Source organism: Salinisphaera sp. RV14 (assembly GCF_052044135.1).
In the GTDB taxonomy this organism is placed as follows: domain Bacteria; phylum Pseudomonadota; class Gammaproteobacteria; order Nevskiales; family Salinisphaeraceae; genus Salinisphaera.
In genome coordinates this window covers 49,893-71,908 of the sequence record NZ_JBQDYF010000014.1, presented here as the reverse complement: position 1 = coordinate 71,908, position 22,016 = coordinate 49,893, and the positions used below count along the sequence as shown (strand labels likewise).

The window sequence follows — 22,016 nt, the reverse complement described above, 5'->3', positions numbered from 1 at the left end:
TCGCCCGGCGAGGGTTTTGCAGCGCAAGGAGTATTCATGAGCGATGTCGTTTCCTATCGATGCGAGGCGGGCGTCGGCCTGATCGTGGTCGACAACCCGCCGGTCAACGCCCTGGGCCACGCGGTTCGCCAGGGCCTGCTCGAGGCCTTGAACGAGGGCCTGGCCGACGAATCCGCCAGGGCGCTGGTGATCATGGGCGCTGGCCGCACCTTTCCGGCGGGCGCCGATATCCGCGAGTTCGGCCAGACACCGAAGCCGCCGGCGCTGCCCGAGGTCATCGATGCAATCGAGGCCAGCGATAAACGAGTGATCGCTGCCGTTCATGGCACGGCCCTCGGCGGCGGCATGGAGATCACACTCGGTTGCGATTATCGACTGGCGCTGGATTCGGCGAAAATGGGGCTGCCGGAGGTTAACCTCGGCCTGCTGCCCGGCGCCGGCGGCACGCAGCGCCTGCCGCGCCTGATCGGCGCGAAGGCGGCACTGGAAGCAATCGTCGAGGGCAAGCCGATCAAGGCCGCGCGGCTGGCGGAGATGGGGGTCGTCGACGTGGTAGTGAGCGGCGATCTCAAGACCGAAGCCATCGCCTACGCCCAGAGACTGATCGCTGAGGACGCGCCGCGCCGCCCGGTCAGCGAGCTTTCCGTTGCGACAGAAGAAGCCGCTGTCTTCGCCGAGTTCGAGGCCATCATCGCGCGCAAAAAACGCGGCCACCTGGCGCCGTTTCACTGCATCAAGGCGGTCAAGGCGGCCACCGAGATGGATTTCGCCGCCGGCATGGCGCGCGAACGCGAGCTGTTTGCCGAATTACTCGATTCGCCGCAGTCGGCGGCCCTGCGCCATGTCTTCTTCGCTGAACGCGAGGTGGCCCGGGTGCCGGGGCTGGCAAAGGATACCCCGCAACGCGAGATCAAGCGCGTCGCGGTGCTTGGGGCGGGCACGATGGGCGGCGGCATCGCCATGAATTTCCTGTCCGCCGGGATCCCGGTGACACTGCTGGAAAACAAGCAGGACGCGCTTGATCGCGGCGTGGCAACCATGCGCCGGAACTACGAGGCCAGTGCCCGAAAAGGTCGTCTCACGACCGAACAGGTGGAAGCCAATATGGGCCGTCTGTCGACCACGCTGGAGTATGCCGACCTGGCCGAGGCCGATCTGATCATCGAAGCCGTGTTCGAGAACATGGACGTCAAGAAGACCGTGTTCGGCGAGCTTGATCGGGTGGCGAAGCCCGGCGCGATTCTGGCAACGAACACCTCGACGCTGGACGTGAACGAAATTGCCGGGGCGACGTCCCGGCCGTCCGACGTGCTCGGCATGCATTTCTTCTCGCCGGCCAATGTCATGAAGCTGCTGGAGGTGGTGCGCGGCGAGCGGACCGCCGACGATGTATTGGCCACGGTAATGGCGCTGGCGCGACGTATCGGCAAGGTCGGGGTCGCGGTCGGCGTGTGTTACGGGTTTGTCGGCAATCGCATGCTGCACAAGCGCCAGGCCCAGGCGGTGGCGCTGGTCAATGAAGGGGCCACGCCGTCCCAGGTCGACCGCGTGCTTTACGATTTCGGCTTGCCCATGGGGCCGTTTGCGATGGCCGATCTGGCCGGGCTGGACGTGGGCTGGCGTATTCGCGAAGGCCTGCGGGAAACCGATCCCGCCAACGCCCCGGCGCGCAACTGGATGGATGCGCTGGCCGAGGCCGGCCGCTTCGGCCAGAAGACCGGAGGCGGTGTCTTCGACTACTCCGATGGCGGCCGTACGCCGGAGCCGTCGGAAACCACGGCCGCCGAGATCGATAAATATCGGGCCGAGCAGGGCATCACGCCGCGCGAGGTCAGCGACGAGGAAATTCGCGAGCGCTGTCTTTACGTGATGATCAACGAAGGCGCGAAGATCCTCGAAGAAGGTATCGCCGCGCGGCCGCTGGATATCGACATCGTCTGGATCTACGGCTACGGCTTTCCCGCCTACCGCGGCGGGCCGATGTTCTGGGCCGACCGGCTCGGACTCGAAAACGTCCGTGAACGCATCAAGGCATTCCACGAGGACACGGGCGATCCGGACTGGCAGATCGCCCCCCTGCTCGAAAAACTCGCTGGCGAAGGCAAGGGCTTCGCCGACCTCTAAGCTGTTTCGGTAACGACACCCCATGGATATTGAATACAACGACGCCGAGCGCGCCTTTCGCGACGAGGTGCGCGGCTTTCTGGCGGCAAATCTTCCGGCCGCGATCGCCGAAAAGGTCAACAACTATCGACGCTTGAGCCGCGATGAAACCGTGCACTGGCATCGCGTGCTGGGCGAGAAAGGCTGGCTGGCGATGCACTGGCCGACCGAATACGGCGGCCCGGGCTGGTCGCCGATCCAGAAGCATATCTTCGAGGAAGAGTGCGCCGCCGCCGGGGCGCCGCGCCTGCTGCCGTTCGGCATCAACATGGTGGCCCCCGTCATCATCAAGTTCGGCAGCCAGGCGCAGAAGGATTACTACCTGCCGCGCATGCTCACCATGGACGACTGGTGGGCCCAGGGCTATTCCGAGCCCGGGGCCGGCTCGGATCTGGCCAGTTTGAAAATGCGGGCCGAGCGCCAGGGCGATCACTACATCGTCAACGGCCAGAAGACCTGGACCACGCTCGGCCAGCACGCGAACATGATCTTCTGCCTCGTGCGCACGGATCCCCGGGCGGCGAAGAAGCAGGAGGGCATTTCCTTCCTGCTGATCGACATGAACAGCCCGGGCGTGACCGTGCGCCCGCTGATCACGCTGGACGGCGAGCACGAGGTCAACGAAGTCTTTTTCGACAACGTCGAAGTGCCAGTGGAAAACCGGGTCGGCGAAGAAAACAAGGGCTGGACCTACGCCAAGTACCTGCTGACCTTCGAGCGCACCGGCATCGCCGGCGTCGGCATATCCAAGGCCGCGCTGACGCATTTGAAGACCATCGCCCATGAGTACCGGATTCGCGGGCAGCGCCTGATCGAACAGCCTGCGTTCGCCGACCGGCTGGCCGAGATCGAGATCGAATTGATGGCGGTCGAGATGACCAACCTGCGCGTGGTCGCCGCGGCCGAGGCCGGCGGCGTGCCGGGTGCCGAGAGCTCGTTTCTCAAGATCATGGGTACGGAAGTGCGCCAGAAGATTTCGGATCTCTATCGTGAAGCGGCCGGCCCCCATGCGCTGCCGTTCATCGACGAAGACGACGCCCCCGTAGGCCCCGATTTCGCGGGCGTGGCGGCACCGAGCTATTTCAACCTGCGCAAGCTTTCGATCTTCGGCGGCTCCAACGAGATCCAGAAGAACATCATTTCCAAGGCCATTCTCGGTCTCTAGACACACGAGGCAGATCCGTCATGGATTTTTCATACAGCGATGAGCAGCGCATGCTCAAGGACATGGTCGACCGCCTGGTCGCCGAGCAGTACGATTTCGACACGCGCGAAGCCGCGCGTGCCTCGAGCGCCGGCTATTCGACGCAGATGTGGCAGCAGTTCGCCGAACTCGGCCTGCTGGGCGTGCCCCTGTCGGAGGACGCCGGGGGTTTCGACGGCGGCGGCGCCGAGTTGATGGTGGTCGCCGAGGGCTTCGGCCGGGCGTTGGTGGTTGAGCCGTATCTCGCGTCCGTGGTGCTCTGTGGCCACCTGATCGATGCGCTCGCCGACGGCGTACACAAGGCCGAACTCGCCGCGTCGATCATCAGCGGTGAAATGCGCTACGCGCTGGCCTGTCATGAGCCCGATGGCGGCTACGATCCGCACTGGATCGCTACCACGGCGCGCGCCGATGGCGACGGCTATGTGCTGGATGGCAGCAAGGCCGTGGTGGCCCATGGCGATAGCGCCGATCGCCTGATCGTGATCGCCCGCAGTAGCGGTGAACCGGGTGATGGCGACGGGCTGAGCGCTTTTCTGGTCGATGCCAGCGCGCAAGGGGTGGCCCGTCGTGGTTATCCCACGATCGATGGCCACCGGGCTGCGGATATCACGCTGGCCAACGTCCGCGTGGGGGCCGATGCGCTGCTGGGCGAAGCCGGGCAGGCGGGGGCCGCTCTGGACGCGGCGCTCGAACGCGGGGTGATTTATCTCTGCGCCGAGGCCACGGGCGCCATGGACCGGGCCTGTGAACTGACGCTGGAATATCTCAAGCAGCGCAAGCAGTTCGGTGTGCCGATCGGCAGCTTCCAGGCACTCCAGCATCGCATGGTCGACATGCGGATTGCGCTGGAAAAAGTCCGCGCCCTGACGTTCTGGGCGGCCTGTTCGCTGGAGTCCGCGCCGGCCGAACGCCGGCAACGCATCGCGGCCGCCAAGGTGATGGTCGGACGGGCCGGCCGCCAGGTCGCCGAAGAGGCCATACAGCTGTTCGGCGGCATGGGCATGATGGCGGAATCACCGATTGCGCACTACGCCAAGCGGATCATCATGATCGACCACTGGCTGGGCGATCATCGTTGGCACATGGCCGCGTTCCGCCGCGCGCTTGTCGATGGCGACAATGCGCTGGCGAACGCGGCGTAAGTAAGTCATCTAAGCCGCCGATCGTCGGCCTGCCGGCGGCGGCGACGGCAGGCCGACGGCTGCGGGCGGGGTTCAGCCCACGTTTGTGCCGCCGGCGCCGAGGCGCTGTTTTCATCCCGGCCGGCGCCGCCGGGATGACGTCGATGCGGCGAGTCGATCACAAGCCGCCCGCCGGTGGCGACTGCGCCGCGCCAACGGGCAATACGATGCGATCGTTGGCGCCGTTGACGATGGCGGCAAAGGCCAGATAGATGGACACCACGGCGAGCATCAACGTCGCGTAACCACCCAGCACGATACAGACCTGCGAGTCGAACCAATGCCCGAACGCGGCCAGCACGAAGCTGACCGTGATATTCAGAAAGAAGAACTGCAGGGCACGCGATTCCTTGAGCGCCCCGAGCCATAAAGCGAGGGAAACGGTGCCGAACAGCAGGAAATACCAGCCGGCGAATGCCGGTGCGACGCCTTTATGAAAGAACAACAGATAAAGCGCCAGTGACCACCAGAAGGCACCGAAGGCGGTGAATCCGGTAAAGCCCAGCGTATTGCCACCAACGAATTCCAGGCAGCCGGCAATGACCTGGGCGCCACCCCCGAAGGCAAAGACCACTGCGATCAGTAATCCGATGTTATCCGGCGGATACCAGCCGGCGTTGATCATGCCCAGCAACCAGGCGGGCAGGGCCGTGGCGAACAGGCCAAGCGGTGCCGGGTCGGCGGTTGGTCGAGTCGGGGCAGTGCTCATGGGACACCCTTGATTATTGTGTATCGCGCCGTTCGATACTCACGCCCCGGATTCAATGTTCGCTATCATCATTTTGTATTATGGAATAGTGTTCCGTAATACGCGCGATGACGAACGGGTTTGAAACCGGGCGTCAGACAGCACTCAATATCCAAAGGCTGGCCTCGGACTGAACCTCGCTCCTCGCCTGGCGATTCTTCCTGAAAACGCGCGCTGTACGGTGAAACGGGCCGACACACGGCCCGTTTACCCGATGAGCATCCGGTTGATCGTTCGGCTCGATCCGCTCAATAGGGGGCGGACATGTAGGGCGATTGATACTTGAGCACGGCCGGGCTGGTTGAGCGCTCGCTCTTGGAACGCTCGTTTGTGTGCTCTGACGCCCCGTTGCTGTCAGGCGTGTGGCTGAAATCGTGCGAACGCGCACCGATCCCGGCCGGTTGCTGGAAAGCGAAGGCGTTTTTGATCTCGAAGGTGCCACCCTTTGTCTGCGTCGCGCGTTGCGGGTTCGACAGGCTGTCGGTCGCCGTTGACGGGTTGGCGGCCTGAGCCGAGATAGTGCCGAAAACCAGGCCGAAGCCGAGGAGGAGGGCTGCGCCGGTACGGGTTTTCTGAGCCAGTGTGTTCATGCTCGATACTCTCGTCAATAAATGGCGATGCGTGTTTGCTATCGCCGAAGCTAGCTGTTGATGCATACTCTATTGACTTACGTCGAGTGAATAAACCGCTAGATATTCATTTGTTTATTTAGTTTTATTGTTGAATGAATCTGCTCAACGCCATGACGACGTTCGTCCGTATTGTCGACGAGGGCAGCCTTGTGGCAGCGGCGAACAGCAGCGGGCTATCGCCGGCCATGGTGGGCAATCACCTCCGTGCGCTGGAAGAACGGACGGGGATGACATTGCTCAACCGGACCACGCGCCGTCAGAGTCTGACCGAGTTCGGTCGCCTCTATTACCGGCGCTGTGTCGATATCCTCGAGTTGGTCGAAGACACCGACATGCTGGCGCAGCAATCCCAGGCCACGCCGCGCGGCAAGTTGCGGATTACTGCGCCTCATGCCTTCGGTGCGGATTGGCTCATGCCCGCGTTGACGGATTACACCGCGCAATACCCGCAGGTCACGATCGATCTGGTGGTCGACGATCGGCTTTTCGACCTCGTCGACGACCAGTTCGAAGCCGCCATCCGGATCGGCGAACTGGCCAACGAGGATCTCGTGGCCCGGCCGCTGTCCCCGTTCCGATCGCTACTCTGCGCCGCGCCCGGTTATATCGCGGCCCACGGCCAGCCGGCCGAACCGGCCGAACTGGTCGATTACGACTGCCTGCTCTATACCTACGCCCGCCAGATTCACGCGGATCTGTCCTCTTATGTGCTGAATCTGGCCGGCCCGGCGGGCGCGGTGGATGTCACCGTCACCGGCCGGGTCTACGTCAACAGCGCGGCGGCGCTGCGGCGGGCGGCCTTGTCCGGTATGGGCATCACATTTCTGCCGGAACGTGCCGTGGCCGATGACATTGAACGCGGCGATCTGGTGAACGTGCTGCCCGACTACCGTTCGCCCGAACGGCCGCTGCATCTGCTGTATCGGCGTGACCGTCGCCTTTCGCCCAAACTGCGCAACTTCATCGATTTCGTGCTCGCGCGCTTCGGGCGTTAGCCGTCGGTGGGTGCGATCGGACGCGGCCGCAAGCGGTCCTCGAGACGAACTCATACATAAGCCGCATTAATGCGAAATGCAATTTCGTTTTAGTATTGGCGACTGAATGTTTTCGGACGCCGGGATCTTCGCGCGGCGGTGGTGCATGCGTGCCACCGGCCACGGCGTGAGTGGCTCGGATGCCCATGTGATCGACAAAGGAAGACGACGATGCAGGACTTTGCCTGGTCCGACCCCCTGCTGCTGGAAGGGCAGCTGAGCGAGGACGAGCGCATGATCCGCGATGCGGTTCATGATTATTGCCAGAACAGCCTGATGCCCCGCGTGCTGGAGGCGAATCGGCATGAGATCTTCCACCGCGAGATCATGACTGAAATGGGGTCGCTCGGCATGCTCGGCTCAACCATTCCCGAGGCGTACGGGGGCGCGGGGTTGAGCCATGTCTGCTACGGCCTGCTCGCGCGGGAGGTCGAACGGGTCGACTCGGGTTATCGGTCGGCGATGAGCGTGCAATCGTCGCTGGTCATGCATCCCATCCATGCATTCGGCAGCGAGACGCTCCGCAACCGGTATCTGCCCAGGCTGGCCAGTGGTGAATGGGTCGGCTGTTTCGGGCTGACCGAGCCCGACCACGGCTCCGATCCCGGCTCGATGAGCACGCGCGCGTCGCGGGTTGAGGGCGGCTATGTTCTGAATGGCGCCAAGACCTGGATCACCAATTCGCCGATCGCCGATGTCGCGATCATCTGGGCCAGTCTCGACGGGCAAATCAACGGCTTCGTCGTCGAGCGCGACTTCGGCGGCATGACGACACCGCACATCGACGGCAAATTCTCGCTGCGTGCGTCGGCCACCGGCCAGATCATGCTCGATGACTGTTTCGTGCCCGAGGCGAACCGCCTGGACGTGACCGGACTGAAAGGCCCGTTCTCCTGTTTGAACAAGGCCCGCTACGGCATTGCCTGGGGCACCATGGGCGCGGCCGAATTCTGCTGGCACGCGGCCCGCGGTTACACGCTCGAACGCCGGCAGTTCGGCCGGCCGTTGGCGGCCACACAACTGATCCAGAAAAAACTGGCGGACATGAGCACCGAGATCACCCTCGGTCTGCATGCTGTACTGCGGCTCGGTCGATTGATGGATGCGGGCCAATGGGCGCCGGAAATGGTCTCCATGCTCAAACGCAACAACTGCGGCAAGGCACTCGAGATCGCCCGCCAGGCCCGCGACATGCACGGTGGCAACGGGATTGCCGATGAATACCACGTCATCCGGCATGTCATGAATCTCGAAGCGGTCAACACCTACGAAGGCACCCACGATATTCATGCCTTGATTCTGGGCAAGGCCCAGACCGGGTTGCAGGCTTTCAAATGAGCCGGGCGCCGATCACACCGGCATGCCGTCGCGGGCCCGCGTCGCTGCCCATCATCAATCAAGGGATATCGCCATGAAGGCATTGCGCTGCAAACAGTTCGGGCCGCCCGAGACGCTGGTGCTCGAAGAGGTCGACACGCCGCCGGTCGGGCCGGACCAGGTTCTCATCGACATGCGCGCCGCCGCGGTCAATTTCCCGGACAGTCTGATCATCCAGGACAAGTATCAACTCAAGCCCGAGCTGCCGTTTTCGCCGGGCGGCGAGCTGGCCGGCACCGTCGCGGCCGTCGGCGAGAACGTGACCCGTGTACGGCCCGGCGACGACGTGATCGCATTCACGGGGTACGGCGCATTTGCGGAACAGGTGGTGGCCGGGGCCGACCGGGTCATGCCCAAGCCGGCGGGGCTGGATTACGTGACCGCCTCGGCGTGCGTGATGACCTATGGCACGAGCTACCATGCCCTGGCCGACCGGGCCGGACTCGCCGCGGGCGAAAGCCTGTTGGTGCTGGGCGCCTCGGGCGGGGTGGGGCTGGCCGCGATCGAGATCGGCAAGGCGCTGGGCGCGCATGTAATCGCGGCCGCGTCGAGCGAGGCCAGGCTCTCCATATGCCGCGAACATGGCGCGGACGAGACGATCAATTACGCAAGTACCGACCTGAAACAGGCACTCAAGGATCTGACCGGCGGCGCCGGCGTGGACGTGGTCTACGACCCGGTGGGCGGCGCCGCGACGGAAGCCGCGCTGCGCGGCACGGCCTGGCGTGGGCGGTTGCTCGTGATCGGCTTCGCCAGCGGCGATATTCCCAAGCCGCCCTTGAACCTGGCCCTGCTCAAGGGCGCTTCGATCATCGGCGTGTTCTGGGGAAGCTTCGTGCAGCGTGAGCCGGAGGCGAACGCCAAACAGCTCGAGACGGTTTTCGAGTGGATCCGCGAAGGCCGCCTGCGCCCCCACATCGGCGGCGTGTATCCGCTGGCCCGCGGCGGCGAGGCGATCGCCGCGCTCGCGAACCGCGAGGTCTCCGGCAAGCTGGTGATCACCCCCGATACCGACTGAATCGCGGCCACGCCGTGGCCGCGATTCCCGGAATGCGACCGCCGGTGCGCGCGCCGCGCCGGATTGAGCCGAACGGTGTTCGGGGGCGTGTATCAGTCCATATCCGGCGGTGCCTTCAGCCAGGCTTCGACCTGGGCCGGCAATTCGCGCGGCTGTGGGTCGTAGCCCTGGGCGCGCAGCCAGTCGCGCACGGCCAGGCCGGTGCCGCCGGGCCAGTATTCGGCCTCGTGCTTGGGCACGTGGAACCATTCGGCCAGTTCCTCGTTGAGCGCGATCTCGCCCTGGCCGACGAGGTGGTAGGCCAGCAACAGCTGGTTCTTGCGGGCGAAGCCGTAGGCGCCGATGAATTCGGTGATCTCGGCCTCGATGCCCAGTTCCTCGGCCACCTCGCGCACCACGCCTTCGGCCGGGTCTTCGCGCGGTTCCAGAAAGCCGGTGACCAGGCCGTACATGCCCCGCGGCCATTTCGCGTTGCGCGCGAACACCAGATGGCCCTCGTGTTCGACCACGCCCGCAACCACCGGGATCGGGTTGTCCCAGAAGATATAACCGCAGTCGTCCGCCGGGCAGGCCAGACGATCCATGTCGGCGATCTCGCGCACGACCAGCGGCGTGGCGCAGACGGGGCAATAGCGGCGTGGATCCATGGTCTCTCCTAGGCCTTCAGCCGCGCCGCAGTGGATGAAACCGGCGGGCACGGCGAATGAAATCGCGACGCTCGGCAGGGCCGGGCGTCGCAGCATAGCGTAACCGCGAATAGCGCGCGGCGAGATCCGTGATCGCACGGGCGAGCGCCGGATGCCGGGCCGCGACGCGCTCGGCGTAATGGGCCGGTGTCTCGCCGGTGCGGCGGGCGATGCCGCGGCGGGCGAGCCGGCGACACACACCCTGCCAGGCGCGCACCACCGGATCAGGCTCGCGGGCGGCCTGCATGCGCCAGGCGAGCCAAAGCGACACCAGCATCAGCAGACCGACCACGAGCCCGGTCAGGATGGCGATCGCGGTGCCGAAGCCGGCGATGCCGAGGGCCGCGAACAGACGTTGCTGGAGGTCCGGACCGTAGGCGAGAAACCAGCGGTTCCAGCCCGCGTCGACCGCATCCCAGAGCATGCGCGCGCGATACCAGGCATCGCGGCCGTGGCCGCCGGCCATGTACGGCAGATCGCCGGTGTCGGCCACCGCTGCGTCGATGCCGTCCGCGATACGCTTCGGTGCCGCCGCTGCGGTCGGGTCCACGCGCACCCAGCCGGCGCCGGCGAGCCAGACTTCGCTCCAGGCATGGGCGTCGGAATCGCGCACGATCCAGTAATCGCCGAGGCTGGCGTGTTCGGCGCCCTGGTAGCCGGTGACCACGCGGGCCGGCACGCCGGCGGCGCGCATCAGGAACGTGAAAGCGCCCGCAAAGTGCTCGCAGAAGCCGGCGCGGGTGGTGAACAGGAAGTCGTCGACGCTGTTGTCGCGCGAGGTCCGCGGCGGGTCGAGGGTATAACTGAAACCGCCGCGCCGTAGAAAATCGAGCGCGCTATGCACCACCGCGCGGGCGCCCGGGTCGTGCCGTGCCCAGCGGTGGGCCAGCGCGCGGGCGCGCGGATTGCCCGTGGCCGGCAGTGCGAGCGCGCGTTGTCGGGCGGCCGGTGTCAGATTGGCGTCCAGGGTGTATTGCGTGGCCGAGCGCGCGATGTAGCGGACGCGCTGGTCGATGGGCCGGGGCGCGACCCAGTTGCCGCCGGCCGTGCGTCGATGCGCGGCGTTGACAGTCAGCGGCATGTCGAGCGCGATCAGCCAGCGCTTGTGGCTGGGGGCGAGGGTGATATCGGTGCGGAGGGTCGGGCCGTCGGCGTGTACGCTGGCCGGCGCGATATCGCGGGCGACGCCCGGGCCCGTGTGCCAGGTGCCGTGGTCGTAATCCCAGAGCACCGGCCCGCGCCAGTAGCGGAGCGCCGGTGGCGGCGCGGGGCCGTCGAAGCGCACGCGAAACGCGACCGCGCCCGAGCGGGCCAGATCGGCGATCGAGCCCGGCGACATCGTGTCCGACAGACCCGTGCGCGCGGTGTTGCCGTTGTCGGCGGGCAGGCCCCAGAGCGGGCCGGGCAGGCGGGGAAACAGCACGAACAATGCCGCCGCCACCGGAATCGCCAATGCCAGCAGGCGGGCCGACTCCGCGGCCGATGTCGAGGGCGGGGCGTCGTCTCCGGCGTGGATGTGTACGAAAGCGGCCACGATCAGCCAGCTGCCGCCGATCAGGTACAGCGCCATGCCCAGCGACTGCGAGAACAGGAACTGGGTCACCAGTACGAAGCAGCACAGCGCCAGCACGATCACCACATCGCGATAGCGCTGGGTTTCGCTGAGCTTGAGCGCCAGCATGAGCACGAGCAGCGCCACGCCCGCGGTCTGTCCGTTGAGGTGGCCGAAGCCGAGAAACACCGCGCTCACCCCGGCGATGGTGAGCAGCGCGCGCAGCAGACCGTGTGGCGTGGCCTGCCCGAGCAGGATCCGCAGCACGTTCCAGGCCAGCAGCGCGGCGGCGGCGAAGCTCACCCAGAACGGCAGATGCAGAATGTGCGGGCCGCAAATGACAGCCACCAGCGCGGTCAGCGCGAGCCGCTCGCCGCGGCTGACGGCGCGGACCGTGTGGATGGCTCCGGTAGCCGCCATCAGAACAGGGCCAGTGCTTCGAGACAGTCGCGCCGGTGGGCCGTTCCCGTGGCCGGGCCGAGCGTTTGCCGCGGCAGGCGCAAGCCATAGACGGCGCCGTGTCGATCGGCCTCGACCACCCAGTAGGCGAGCTGCGACAGGCGCGCCTCGGGGGCCAGCGCATCGAGCGTGGCATAGTCGAACCAATGGCTGGGCGCGCGGGTGTCGTGGTGCTCGGTGATGATCAGATCGTCGGTACGCGCGCTGGCTTTCCAGTCGATACGACGCCGGGAATCGCCGGTCTGGAAACGGCGATGGCCGGCGAACAGGGCCTCGCCGGCGCGGGCCGGCTCGGTGTGACCCTCGTCGCCGGCCTGCGCCATGGCGGCAGGCCCGAGCCGATCGATGGGCGCCGGGTAGACCAGCACCCGGGCGCTGGGCGCGGCATGGCTCCAGCAACGAAACAGGCCCATCGGGTAGCGGCTGCTGATGGTCAGACGCGGGCAGTTCAGCCGGCCGCGGCCGTGTGTCGGTACCGCGATGGACGCCTGCCCGGCCCGTTCGCGATCGACCGCGAGCGCGCGGCCGATGTCGGTGGCGCCGCCGGCGACGTGCAGACCCCGGCGCACCGGCCGCGCATGGCTTGCCAGCTCGATGACGAAGCACGCGGTCTCGCCGGCGAATACCGGCGCCGCCTGGACCTCGGCCAGCGCCAACCCGGCGAGATTGCGATGCGCACGATGCATGGAAACCAGTGCGGCGGCGGCCAGCCAGAAGGTCAGGGTGAAGGCGAGATTGTTGCCGTAGTTGGTCGCTCCGGCGAGCATGACGACCAGCAGCACGCCGAACAGTGCGCCGGTCGCGCTCGGCACGATGTAGACGCGGCGCGCCGGAATGCGCAGCGGCGGCGGTCCGCTCGGTGCACGCCGGCGGATGGCGGCGTCGATACGGTGGCTAAGCGGCATGCCGAGCGCCAAGGCGTTATACGTCGACGCGGGCCAGGAGGTACGCGGAGGGCTTGCCGGCGTCGCGCTCGCGCAGGGTGAGGCGATGATCGACCACCGCCGGCAGCACGGCCTGGACGTCTTCGGGCAATACGTGATCGCGGCCATCGATCAACGCCCAGGCCTGGGCCGCGCGCCGCAGCGCGAGCCCGCCGCGCGGCGACAGCCCGCGTTCGCACGCACTCGCGCTACGGCTGTGCTCGATCAGGGCCTGCAGGTAATCGAGCAGCGGATCGCGCACGAGGGTGGCCGCGGCCGCGCGCTGCCAGGCGATCAGGTCGTTCGGCCCGGCGACCGGCGCCAGCCGGTCATGCGACGCGTCCACCCGGGACACGCCGCCCGCGAGCAGCCGGCGCTCGGCCATGCGCGAGGGATAGCCGAGATCGATCCGCATGAGAAAACGATCGAGCTGCGAATCCGGCAGGTTGAATGTGCCACTGTGATCCGCCGGGTTCTGGGTGGCCAGCACGTTGAAGGGCGCCTCGAGCCGGTGGGTCACGCCTTCGATGGTGACCTGGCGTTCGGCCATGGCCTCCAGCAATGCGCTCTGGGTGCGCGGGCTGGCGCGGTTGATCTCATCGGCCAGCACCAGTTCCGCGAAGATCGCGCCGGGCCGGAATACGAATTCGGCCTCGTTCCTGTCGAATACCGATACACCGAGAATATCGCTCGGCAGCAGATCGGAGACGAACTGGATGCGCGAGAACGCCAGCCCCAGCGCATCCGCCAGTCCGTGTGCCAGCGTGGTCTTGCCCACGCCCGGAATATCCTCGATCAGCAGGTGGCCATCGGCCAGCAGGCAGGCGAGTGCCAGTCGAATCGCGTGATCCTTGTCGTACAGCCGCTGGCCGATGGCGCGGCGCGCGCGGTCGAGGGCGCCGGCGATGGCCGCGCGCTCCGTTGCATCGGGCTGTAGGGGCGGTCGGGACGACATGCTTGCATCGGGGAGGGTGACAGGCTCACCAGATTATCGAAGCCGCGCCTGAAAGACATCCAGTGCGCTGGCGGATCAGTCGTCGCGGTCGAGCCGGTTGTCGTGGTGCGCGCCATCCGCGCGACCGGACTTGCGCTGGTATTCACCTTCGATCGTGCCGTCGTCGGCACCGCCGCCGAACGGGCCGCGGCCGAACGGGCCGCGGCCGAATCCGCCGCCGCCCGGGGTGAGAATCACGAAGCGTGATAGCAGGTTTTTCGCCAATCGCCTGCGCAGTTGCGGAATGAGCAGCACAAAGCCGAGCGCGTCCGATATGAAGCCGGGGGTAAGCAGGAAGAAACCGGCCAGAAGCAGGGCCGCGCCGTCGAGCATCGGCAGGGCCGGGGCCTCGCCACGCGCCTGCGCCGCGCGGATACGGTTCATCACGCCCAACCCCTGCCGCCGTACCAGCTGGCTGCCGATCAGGGCGGTCAGCAGCACCAGGGCAATGGTCGGAATCACGCCGATAATGCCGCCGATCTTGACCAGCAGAAACAGCTCGATGATCGGCGCGATGATGAACAGCAGTAACAGTCGTGCGGCCATGGTCAACCTCGTTCGGCACGCCGGCCGACATCGAGCCGGCGCTCTCCTCATTGATTGTGATGTGGTGCCGGATGTCGCACAGGCAAGTCGTCGTCGCGCCGCTTTCAGCGCGCCCGGGCGCGCCTACAGTGCGGCGATGCGCCCGCGCTGCTCGGTGAGTTCGACCTGCTCGCGCTCAAGCTCCTCGGCCTGGGCGCGCGCCTTGTCCACCACCTCGGCCGGCGCCTTGGCAACGAACGAGTCGCTGGCCAGGCGGCCACGCACGCCGTTCAGGTCCTTTTCCAGCTTGGCCAGGCGCTTGTCGAGCCGGGCCAGTTCGGCCTCGGTGTCGATCAGCCCGGCCAGCGGCACGCGCAGCTGCATGTCGCCGACCAGTGCCACGGCGGATTCGGGAATCTCGGCGGCGGGCCGTTCGTCGATGGATGCCACGCCGGCCAGGAAATCGATGGCGGCACGGTGCACGGCGAGGCGCTCGCGATCGGTCGCACTGGCATTGGCCACGACCAGCGGAATCTTCTGGCGCGGCGCGATATCCATTTCGCCGCGGATCGTGCGCAGGCCGTTGATGACTTTTTTCAGCCACTCGATGTCGGCTTCGGCGTTGGCGTCGATGCGCGAGTCGTCGGCGGCCGGGAAGGGCTGCACGGAAATGCTTTCCCCCGCGGCGGCGAGCGCGCGACCGCGCGCGAGCGGCGCCACGCGTTGCCAGATTTCCTCGGTGATGAACGGCATCAACGGGTGCAGCAGGCGCAGCGTCGTTTCCAGCGTGCGCACCAGCGTACGGCGGGTGCCGGCCTTGGCGGCCTCCGGGGCATCGCCGGAGAGCACCGGCTTGATCAGCTCCAGGTACCAGTCGCAGAAGTGGTGCCAGGTGAAATCGTGGATGGCATTGGCCGCCAGATCGAAGCGATAGCTGTCGAAATGTGTGGCCATGTCGGCTTCGAGCTGTTGCAGGCGCGACACGATCCAGCGGTCGGCCATCGACAACTCGATGTTTTCGTCGTCGGCCGGGACGAAGTCGTCGGGCACCTGCATGAGCGCGAAGCGCGCGGCGTTCCAGAGCTTGTTGCAGAAGTTGCGATAACCCTCGACACGGCCGAGATCGAAGCGGATGTCGCGGCCGTAGGAGGCGAGTGCCGCGAAGGTGAAGCGCAGGGCATCGGTGCCGTAGGCGGCGATGCCGTTCGGATATTCAGCGCGCGTGGCCTTGGCCACTTTCGCGGCCTTGGCCGGCTGCATCATGCCCGAGGTGCGCTTGGCGACCAGCGATTCCAGGTCGATGCCGTCGATCAGGTCGATCGGATCGAGCACGTTGCCCTTGGACTTGGACATCTTCGCACCCTCGGAATCGCGCACCAGGCCGTGGATGTAGACTTCGCGGAAGGGGACGTCGTCCATGAACTCCAGGCCCATCATGATCATCCGGGCGACCCAGAAGAAGATGATGTCGAAGCCGGTGACCAGGACGTTGGTCGGGTAGAAGGTGGCAAGTGCGTCGGTCTGCTCCGGCCAGCCGAGCGTGGAGAACGGCCACAGGGCGGACGAGAACCAGGTGTCGAGCACGTCCTCGTCCTGGCTGAGCGCCACGTCCTCGGCGAGGCCGTGCTTGTTGCGCACATCGGCTTCACTCGCGCCGACGTAGACATTGCCGGCCTCGTCGTACCAGGCCGGAATGCGATGGCCCCACCAGAGCTGGCGCGAGATGCACCAGTCCTGGATGTTGCGCATCCACTCGAAGTAGGTCTTGGACCAGTTGTCGGGGATGAAACGGATGCGCCCGTCCTCGACGGCCTCGATCGCCGGCCTGGCCAGTGTTTTGGCGTCGACGAACCACTGGTTGGTGAGCATCGGCTCGATCACGTCGCCCGAACGATCGCCGTAGGGCTGCATGATCTTCTTGTCCTCGGCGGTGATCATCAGGCCTTCGGCATCGATGGCTTCGACGATCCGGCGGCGCGCCTCGAAACGATTCAGGCCGCGGTATTCGTCGGGCACCAGATTGATGGCGTCGACGGCCATGGCATCCGGCGTATCGCCCGAGGCGACGATCGCGGCGGCCTGGGCGGCGGCGTCGGCGTAGGGCGCGCCGTCCGTCCGCAGGGCGGCCGATTCGTCCATCAGCCGATACATGGGGATATGGTTGCGCTTGGCGACTTCATAGTCGTTGAAGTCGTGGGCGCCGGTGATCTTGACCGCGCCGGAGCCGAAGTCCGGGTCCGGATAGTCATCGGTGATGATCGGAATCAGGCGACGCCGGGTCTTCGGCCCGACCGGAATCTCGCAGCGCAGGCCCACGATCGGCGCGTAGCGCTTGTCGTCCGGATGTACGGCGATCGCGCCGTCGCCCAGCATGGTTTCCGGACGGGTGGTGGCAATCGAGATGTAGTCGCGCGTTTCGCGGAAGGTCTCGTTGCCCTCGGCGTCGGTCTCGATGTACTCGTAGGTGGCGCCGCCTTCCAGCGGATACTTGAAGTGCCACATGTGGCCGTCGACCTCGACGTTCTCGACCTCGAGATCGGAGATCGCCGTGTGCAGCACCGGGTCCCAGTTGACCAGCCGCTGGCCGCGATAGATCAGGCCCTTGTCGTACAGATCGACGAAGACCTTGCGCACTGCTTCGGACAGGCCCTCGTCCATGGTGAAGCGCTCGCGCGACCAGTCGACCGAGGCGCCCAGGCGCCGCATCTGGGTCGTGATGTGGCCGCCGGATTCGGCCTTCCACTGCCAGATACGCTCGACGAAGGCCTCGCGGCCCATGGCATGGCGCGAGCTGCCCTCGGCCTCGACCTGGCGCTCGACCAGCATCTGGGTGGCGATGCCGGCATGGTCGGTGCCCGGCTGCCACAGCGTGGGTACGCCCCGCATGCGGTGATAGCGGGTCAGGGCATCCTGGAGGGTATCGTCCAGGGCATGGCCCATGTGCAGTCGCCCGGTGACGTTGGGCGGCGGCAGCATGACGCAGAATGGGTCGCCCGATGCGTTCATGTCGGGCGCGAAATAACCGCGCTCCTCCCACACGGGATACCAGCGGGCTTCGATCGCGTGGGGGTCGAAGGTCTTGTCCATCTCGGCCATGGAAGATCTCTTTATCGATTCGTGCGGCGGCTTGACCGCCCAGTTTGCGGGCGCGGGCGACGTGTTCCAAGACCGCGCGCGGGCAACGCGGGGCGCGCTCAACGGGCCGCGATCTTGTGCGTGGTCAACGGGTAGCCGCGATCCTTGAAAAAACGGTATTGCCGGCGTGCAGCGGCCATCGCCTCGGGGCCAACGACTTCGTTGTGGCGGGCGAAACGCGAAAAGAAGCCGCCGACCTCGCCGCCGACGTTGATCAGCATATCGTCGAAGCCGACGGGAGGTTCGCCGGTACCGATGACCACCGGCGTGAGATCATCGTCCGCTGCCAGCGCTTCGGCCGTGACATGCGGGACGAAACTGCCCTGGCGGAATCGCCAGAGCAGCTCATCGAGCGCGTTCGCCTGTTCGGCGTCCGCGACGTGGATGAACACCCGATGGCCTTCGCTGTGTGCCTTCTCGGTGAGCCGGCAGGCGAATTGCGCCGCGGCATCCGCGGCGCCGTCTTCCAGAATGTAGAAGAAGACTTCGGTCATCAGGTGTGTCCGCGTTCCGTCAGCCCTGTTGTGCGCGGTCGATCAGGTACTGCGTGAGCAGGCCCACCGGGCGGCCGGTCGCGCCTTTTTCCTTGCCCGATTTCCAGGCCGTGCCGGCGATGTCCAGATGCGCCCAGCGCAGCTTGCGTGCAAAGCGATGCAGGAAGCTCGCTGCGGTGATCGAGCCGCCAGCGCGGCCGCCGACGTTGGCCATGTCGGCGAAGTTGGAATCCAGATCCGACTGGTAATCCTCCCACAGCGGCATGGGCCAGGCGCGATCGCCGACCGTTTCGCCGGCATCGCGCAGGGCGCGTCGCAGCGGGCTGTTGTTGCCGTACAGCGCGGAGGCATGATGGCCCAGTGCGACCACCGCCGCGCCGGTCAGCGTGGCCATGTCCACCACGGCATCGGCGTCGTAGTTGCGTTCGACGTAGGTCAGCGCGTCGGCCAGCGCCAGACGGCCCTCGGCGTCGGTGTTGAGGATTTCGATGGTCTGGCCCGACATGCTGGTGAGGATGTCGCCCGGCTTGTAGGCGTTGCCGTCCGGCAGGTTCTCGGTGGCGGCGATCACGCCCACCAGGTTGATCGGCAGTTCCAGCTCGACGGCCGCCTCCATCGCCCCGAACACGCTCGCCGCACCGCCCATGTCGTACTTCATTTCGTCCATGGCCGCGCCCGGCTTGAGGCTGATGCCGCCGGCATCGAAGGTCACGCCCTTGCCGACCAGTACCGTCGGCTTGTCGCTCTTGGTGCCGTTCATGTATTCCATGACGATGAACTTGGCCGGCTGGCTCGAGCCACGCGAGACACCCAGCAGCGCGCCCATGCCGAGCGCTTCCATGTCGGCTTCCTCGAGCACCTGCGTTTTCACGCCCGGGCTGCGCTCGGACAGGGCGGTGGCCTGTTCGGCGAGATAGGTCGGCGTGCAGATGTTGCCCGGCATGTTGGCCAGATCCTTGGCCATTTTCACGCCGTTGGCCGTGGCCACGCCTTCGTTCACGCCGCGCTCGGCCGCCGGCAGATCGGAGCGGCGCGGCACCTGGAACACCAGGCGCGACAGCTTGCGGCTGTGCTTCTCGAAGCGGGGGCCCTTGCAGGCCTCGAAGCGATAGAACGCGTCCTCGACGGTGAGCAGGGCCTGCTTGACGCTCCAGCCGAAGTCGTCGCGACCGCGCACATTGAGTTCGGTGAGGTAGAAGGCCGCATCGACACCGCCCATGGTGTCGAGTTCGGCGGCGGCGGCCGCGCAGGCCTTCTGGTAGGCGCGCGTATTGAAATCGCGTTCCTTGCCGCATCCCACCAGCAGGATACGATCGCAGAACAGGTCATCCAGACCGTGCAGCAGCGTGGTCTGCCCCAGCTTGCCGTCCATGTCGCCGCGCCGCATGACGGAGGCGATCAGTCCACCACTCGCCACGTCCAGAGCCTCGGCTTGCGTGGAAGGCTTGCGGCGGTCGAAGATACCGACGATTACACAGCCGACCCGCTGTTTTTCGGGGCTGCCGCTCTTTACGAGATATTCCATGCGTTGCTCCTGCAAAGCCGATAATCCTGAGTTGTGGTGGCGCGCCTCAACCGTTCCGTGAACCTGCAAATGAAGCGCTTAGGGCCTGATCAAATGATTCGAAAGCGCGAAGTCTACATAAATTTTCGAAAAAATCACCCCCGACGTGGTCACCGCTGCCAAATGAAACATTCCCTCTGTTGTGCGAGTTTGGCCATTCATGCCTAGTGTGATTTTCAGGCACCTGTTCGGGGAGACCGCCAAAACCTGGCTGGTGATTACCGCGGTGCTCGTATTCCTGACCCTCGGAATCGGGTTGTCGCGCTACATCGGCGATGCCGCGGCCGGCCAGGTGCCGGTGGACACGGTCGCCACGCTGGCCGCGCTCAGCGTGGTGAGCAACCTCGATATCGTCATGCCGATTTCGGTCCTGCTGGCCATCATGCTCGTGGTCGGCCGGTTGTGCCGGGATAACGAGATGGCTGCGCTCATGGCCGGCGGCGTGGGCCTTGCGGTCATCTACCGTCCGTTTCTGACGGTCGCCGCGCTGATTGCCCTGTTTGCGGGCACGATGTCGATTATCGTCGCGCCGCATGCGCAGCGCGAGATCAATCGGCTGGGCGCGCAGACCGCGGCCAACGCGGTGCAGTCGGTTACGCCGGGGCGTTTTGCCAGCTTCGACGGCGGCCGGGTGTCGTTCTACGCCGAGAGCCGCGACGCCCAGGGGCGGTTGCACCACGTGTTCGTGCGCGTGCTGTCAAAACACCAGGGCCGCGACCGCCAGACGATCGTGACGGCCAGCACGGCGCGCCAGAGCGTCAATGACGAGCACGCGGTGACCCTGGTGCTCTCCGACGGGTGGCGCTACGAAGGGGTGCCGGGCGATGCGGACTATCGCATCATTCACTTCGACAAGCACGGCATCCGCCTGTCGCCGGCGCGCGCGCTCAAGGATAACGACTATGACGCCAAGTCCACACTCACCCTGATGCAGAGCGACCGGGGCAAGGCGATTTCCAAGTGGCAGACGCGGATTTCCGTGCCATTGTCGATTTTCATCCTGGCGCTGATCGCGTTGCCCATCGGCCGGGTGCCGCCGCGGGCAGGGCGCTACGGGCGCGTGATCGTGGGCATTCTGTTCTTCGTGATTTATCTCAATCTCGTACGGCTGTCCGGCCAGGCGATCGAGAGCAGCCTGCTGCCGCCCGTCATCGGCGAATGGTGGGTGCATGGTGTGGTGTTCGCCATCGCCGTGGTTCTGATCGCGCGTGAAAGCGGCTGGCCACGGCGGCGCGGCGGGGGCGCGGCATGATCCGGATCATCGATCGCTACATTGCACGCACCATCCTGGCCGCAACCGGCATGGTGGTGGCGGTGATCGCCGCGCTGCTGTCGCTGATGCTGTTCATCGGCGAAGTGGACAACATTGGACAGGGCAGCTGGGGACTGGCCAAGATCCTGGTCTGGTGCGTGCTCATGCTGCCCGAGCGGCTTGCCTTCGTGATGCCGGTGGTCTCGCTGCTCGGCGCGCTGCTGGCACTCGGTGCGTTGGCAGCCGGCAGCGAGCTGGTGGTGATCCGCAGCGCCGGCGTGTCGATGAAGCGGCTGGCCGTGTCGGTGGGAATCGCCGGTTTCATCCTGGCCGTGATCACGGTCGTGCTCGGCGAGCTGGCGGCGCCGATCGGGGTGCAGAATGCGACCATGCTGCGCGACAAGGCACGCCACGGCGAAGCGGGGCGCTCGGTCGACAACGGCTTGTGGCTGCGCAGCAACGGCTATGTCCTGCGCATCGATTCGGTGCTGCCGGGCGGGCGTATCCAGGGGCTCGATGTCTATCGCCTGAACGGCGACGGCCAGCTGCAACTGGCGGTGGCGGCTGATCGGGCGCATGTCGACGGACAGAACCTGATCATCGACCAGCCGCGGATCACACATCTGGCGCTGCGGCACAGCCGGACCGCATCCCCGCCGCAGATGTCGCTGCCCATCGCGATCAAGCCGGAGACGCTCGAGCTTGCGGTCACCCAGCCGGACGAGTTGTCGTCCTATGGCCTGTGGCAGTACATCAACTACCTCGACGCCAATGACATCAACGCGGACGACTACAAACTCGCGCTCTGGCGCAACATCGTCACGCCGTTCACCGTCTGGGTCCTGGTGATTTTCGCCTTGCCGTTCGCCTTCGGTTCGCTGCGCAGCGCCAGTGCCGGGCAGCGGCTGTTCATGGGCGGCCTGACCGGTCTGTTGTTCTTTCTGGTCAACGAGATCGTGGCTTCGACCGGGCCGGTCTACGGCATTCCGCCATGGATCGCGGCCAGTCTGCCGACCGTCCTGCTGGCCGGGGGCACCGGGTATTGGATGCATCGGCTGAACTGATATCGCCG

The 22,016-nt window shown here is 66.0% G+C and carries 18 protein-coding genes; 8 read left to right on the top strand and 10 right to left on the bottom strand.

Annotated elements, in window-relative coordinates:
* Positions 1-36 precede the first annotated feature (36 nt).
* From ACS8Y6_RS13725 to ACS8Y6_RS13715, 3 genes are read left to right on the top strand one after another with little or no spacing between them, the layout of a single operon-like run.
* The gene (locus tag ACS8Y6_RS13725; RefSeq protein ID WP_440855768.1) at positions 37-2,124 is read left to right on the top strand and encodes a 3-hydroxyacyl-CoA dehydrogenase NAD-binding domain-containing protein; all 2,088 of its coding nucleotides are present in this window, start codon (positions 37-39) and stop codon (positions 2,122-2,124) included.
* A 22-nt stretch (positions 2,125-2,146) separates the two neighbouring features.
* Positions 2,147-3,328, top strand: coding sequence for an acyl-CoA dehydrogenase family protein (locus ACS8Y6_RS13720; RefSeq protein WP_440855767.1), 1,182 nt, complete (start codon positions 2,147-2,149; stop codon positions 3,326-3,328).
* 20 nt (positions 3,329-3,348) lie between these two features.
* Positions 3,349-4,512 (top strand): acyl-CoA dehydrogenase family protein, encoded by a 1,164-nt coding sequence (locus tag ACS8Y6_RS13715; protein ID WP_440855766.1) that lies wholly within the window; start codon positions 3,349-3,351, stop codon positions 4,510-4,512.
* Positions 4,513-4,669: 157 nt separating this feature from the next.
* On the opposite strand, the gene ACS8Y6_RS13710 is transcribed toward ACS8Y6_RS13715, so the two are convergent.
* The gene (locus ACS8Y6_RS13710) at positions 4,670-5,260 is read right to left on the bottom strand and encodes an acetate uptake transporter (protein ID WP_440848196.1); all 591 of its coding nucleotides are present in this window, start codon (positions 5,258-5,260) and stop codon (positions 4,670-4,672) included.
* 287 nt (positions 5,261-5,547) lie between these two features.
* Positions 5,548-5,889 (bottom strand): hypothetical protein, encoded by a 342-nt coding sequence (locus ACS8Y6_RS13705; RefSeq protein WP_440855765.1) that lies wholly within the window; start codon positions 5,887-5,889, stop codon positions 5,548-5,550.
* A 152-nt stretch (positions 5,890-6,041) separates the two neighbouring features.
* Between ACS8Y6_RS13705 and ACS8Y6_RS13700 the strand changes: the two genes are divergently transcribed.
* The 3 genes from ACS8Y6_RS13700 (at position 6,042) to ACS8Y6_RS13690 (ending at position 9,360) form a co-directional block, all read left to right on the top strand.
* A complete protein-coding gene (locus tag ACS8Y6_RS13700) occupies positions 6,042-6,926 on the top strand; it encodes a LysR family transcriptional regulator (protein ID WP_440855764.1) in 885 nt (294 codons plus the stop codon).
* A gap of 210 nt (positions 6,927-7,136) precedes the next feature.
* Positions 7,137-8,303: an acyl-CoA dehydrogenase gene (locus tag ACS8Y6_RS13695; protein ID WP_440855763.1), complete on the top strand. Its 1,167-nt coding sequence runs from the start codon at positions 7,137-7,139 to the stop codon at positions 8,301-8,303.
* Positions 8,304-8,376: 73 nt separating this feature from the next.
* Positions 8,377-9,360, top strand: coding sequence for an NADPH:quinone oxidoreductase family protein (locus ACS8Y6_RS13690; RefSeq protein WP_440855762.1), 984 nt, complete (start codon positions 8,377-8,379; stop codon positions 9,358-9,360).
* A 92-nt stretch (positions 9,361-9,452) separates the two neighbouring features.
* Here ACS8Y6_RS13690 and ACS8Y6_RS13685 read toward each other — a convergent pair whose 3' ends face one another.
* The 8 genes from ACS8Y6_RS13685 to ACS8Y6_RS13650 form a co-directional block, all read right to left on the bottom strand.
* Positions 9,453-10,007: an NUDIX domain-containing protein gene (locus ACS8Y6_RS13685; protein ID WP_440855761.1), complete on the bottom strand. Its 555-nt coding sequence runs from the start codon at positions 10,005-10,007 to the stop codon at positions 9,453-9,455.
* Between the two features lie 16 nt (positions 10,008-10,023).
* The gene (locus tag ACS8Y6_RS13680; protein WP_440848202.1) at positions 10,024-12,018 is read right to left on the bottom strand and encodes a transglutaminase TgpA family protein; all 1,995 of its coding nucleotides are present in this window, start codon (positions 12,016-12,018) and stop codon (positions 10,024-10,026) included.
* Positions 12,018-12,962 (bottom strand): DUF58 domain-containing protein, encoded by a 945-nt coding sequence (locus ACS8Y6_RS13675; protein ID WP_440848203.1) that lies wholly within the window; start codon positions 12,960-12,962, stop codon positions 12,018-12,020. The genes ACS8Y6_RS13680 and ACS8Y6_RS13675 overlap by 1 nt, the downstream gene beginning before the upstream one ends.
* Before the next feature lie 16 nt (positions 12,963-12,978).
* Positions 12,979-13,887: an AAA family ATPase gene (locus ACS8Y6_RS13670; protein ID WP_440855782.1), complete on the bottom strand. Its 909-nt coding sequence runs from the start codon at positions 13,885-13,887 to the stop codon at positions 12,979-12,981.
* Positions 13,888-14,010: 123 nt separating this feature from the next.
* Complete coding sequence (locus ACS8Y6_RS13665; protein ID WP_440855760.1) at positions 14,011-14,520, bottom strand: FxsA family protein; 510 nt, start codon at positions 14,518-14,520, stop codon at positions 14,011-14,013.
* Between the two features lie 123 nt (positions 14,521-14,643).
* Positions 14,644-17,586 carry a valine--tRNA ligase gene (locus tag ACS8Y6_RS13660; protein ID WP_440848385.1) on the bottom strand — a complete coding sequence of 981 codons (2,943 nt, stop codon included), beginning with the start codon at positions 17,584-17,586 and terminating at the stop codon, positions 14,644-14,646.
* A gap of 107 nt (positions 17,587-17,693) precedes the next feature.
* Complete coding sequence (locus tag ACS8Y6_RS13655) at positions 17,694-18,128, bottom strand: DNA polymerase III subunit chi (RefSeq protein ID WP_440848205.1); 435 nt, start codon at positions 18,126-18,128, stop codon at positions 17,694-17,696.
* Positions 18,129-18,147: 19 nt separating this feature from the next.
* A complete protein-coding gene (locus ACS8Y6_RS13650; RefSeq protein WP_440848206.1) occupies positions 18,148-19,653 on the bottom strand; it encodes a leucyl aminopeptidase in 1,506 nt (501 codons plus the stop codon).
* A gap of 199 nt (positions 19,654-19,852) precedes the next feature.
* On the opposite strand from ACS8Y6_RS13650, the gene lptF reads away from it, so the two are divergent.
* Together lptF and lptG are read left to right on the top strand one after the other, a co-directional pair.
* The gene (gene lptF / locus ACS8Y6_RS13645; RefSeq protein ID WP_440848207.1) at positions 19,853-20,944 is read left to right on the top strand and encodes an LPS export ABC transporter permease LptF; all 1,092 of its coding nucleotides are present in this window, start codon (positions 19,853-19,855) and stop codon (positions 20,942-20,944) included.
* On the top strand, positions 20,941-22,008 hold the full coding sequence (gene lptG / locus ACS8Y6_RS13640; RefSeq protein ID WP_440848208.1) for an LPS export ABC transporter permease LptG: 1,068 nt from the start codon (positions 20,941-20,943) through the stop codon (positions 22,006-22,008). Before lptF ends, lptG begins: the two co-directional genes overlap by 4 nt.
* The last annotated feature ends 8 nt before the right edge of the window (positions 22,009-22,016 follow it).

Coding starts and splice junctions, on each gene's coding strand:
- ACS8Y6_RS13650 (WP_440848206.1), bottom strand. CDS start 19,653: ATGGAATATCTCGTAAAGAGCGGCAGCCCCGAAAAACAGCGGGTCGGC.
- ACS8Y6_RS13665 (WP_440855760.1), bottom strand. CDS start 14,520: ATGGCCGCACGACTGTTACTGCTGTTCATCATCGCGCCGATCATCGAG.
- ACS8Y6_RS13660 (WP_440848385.1), bottom strand. CDS start 17,586: ATGGACAAGACCTTCGACCCCCACGCGATCGAAGCCCGCTGGTATCCC.
- ACS8Y6_RS13675 (WP_440848203.1), bottom strand. CDS start 12,962: ATGCCGCTTAGCCACCGTATCGACGCCGCCATCCGCCGGCGTGCACCG.
- ACS8Y6_RS13705 (WP_440855765.1), bottom strand. CDS start 5,889: ATGAACACACTGGCTCAGAAAACCCGTACCGGCGCAGCCCTCCTCCTC.
- ACS8Y6_RS13715 (WP_440855766.1), top strand. CDS start 3,349: ATGGATTTTTCATACAGCGATGAGCAGCGCATGCTCAAGGACATGGTC.
- ACS8Y6_RS13685 (WP_440855761.1), bottom strand. CDS start 10,007: ATGGATCCACGCCGCTATTGCCCCGTCTGCGCCACGCCGCTGGTCGTG.
- lptF (WP_440848207.1), top strand. CDS start 19,853: ATGCCTAGTGTGATTTTCAGGCACCTGTTCGGGGAGACCGCCAAAACC.
- ACS8Y6_RS13710 (WP_440848196.1), bottom strand. CDS start 5,260: ATGAGCACTGCCCCGACTCGACCAACCGCCGACCCGGCACCGCTTGGC.
- ACS8Y6_RS13725 (WP_440855768.1), top strand. CDS start 37: ATGAGCGATGTCGTTTCCTATCGATGCGAGGCGGGCGTCGGCCTGATC.
- ACS8Y6_RS13695 (WP_440855763.1), top strand. CDS start 7,137: ATGCAGGACTTTGCCTGGTCCGACCCCCTGCTGCTGGAAGGGCAGCTG.
- lptG (WP_440848208.1), top strand. CDS start 20,941: ATGATCCGGATCATCGATCGCTACATTGCACGCACCATCCTGGCCGCA.
- ACS8Y6_RS13690 (WP_440855762.1), top strand. CDS start 8,377: ATGAAGGCATTGCGCTGCAAACAGTTCGGGCCGCCCGAGACGCTGGTG.
- ACS8Y6_RS13680 (WP_440848202.1), bottom strand. CDS start 12,018: ATGGCGGCTACCGGAGCCATCCACACGGTCCGCGCCGTCAGCCGCGGC.
- ACS8Y6_RS13720 (WP_440855767.1), top strand. CDS start 2,147: ATGGATATTGAATACAACGACGCCGAGCGCGCCTTTCGCGACGAGGTG.
- ACS8Y6_RS13655 (WP_440848205.1), bottom strand. CDS start 18,128: ATGACCGAAGTCTTCTTCTACATTCTGGAAGACGGCGCCGCGGATGCC.
- ACS8Y6_RS13700 (WP_440855764.1), top strand. CDS start 6,042: ATGACGACGTTCGTCCGTATTGTCGACGAGGGCAGCCTTGTGGCAGCG.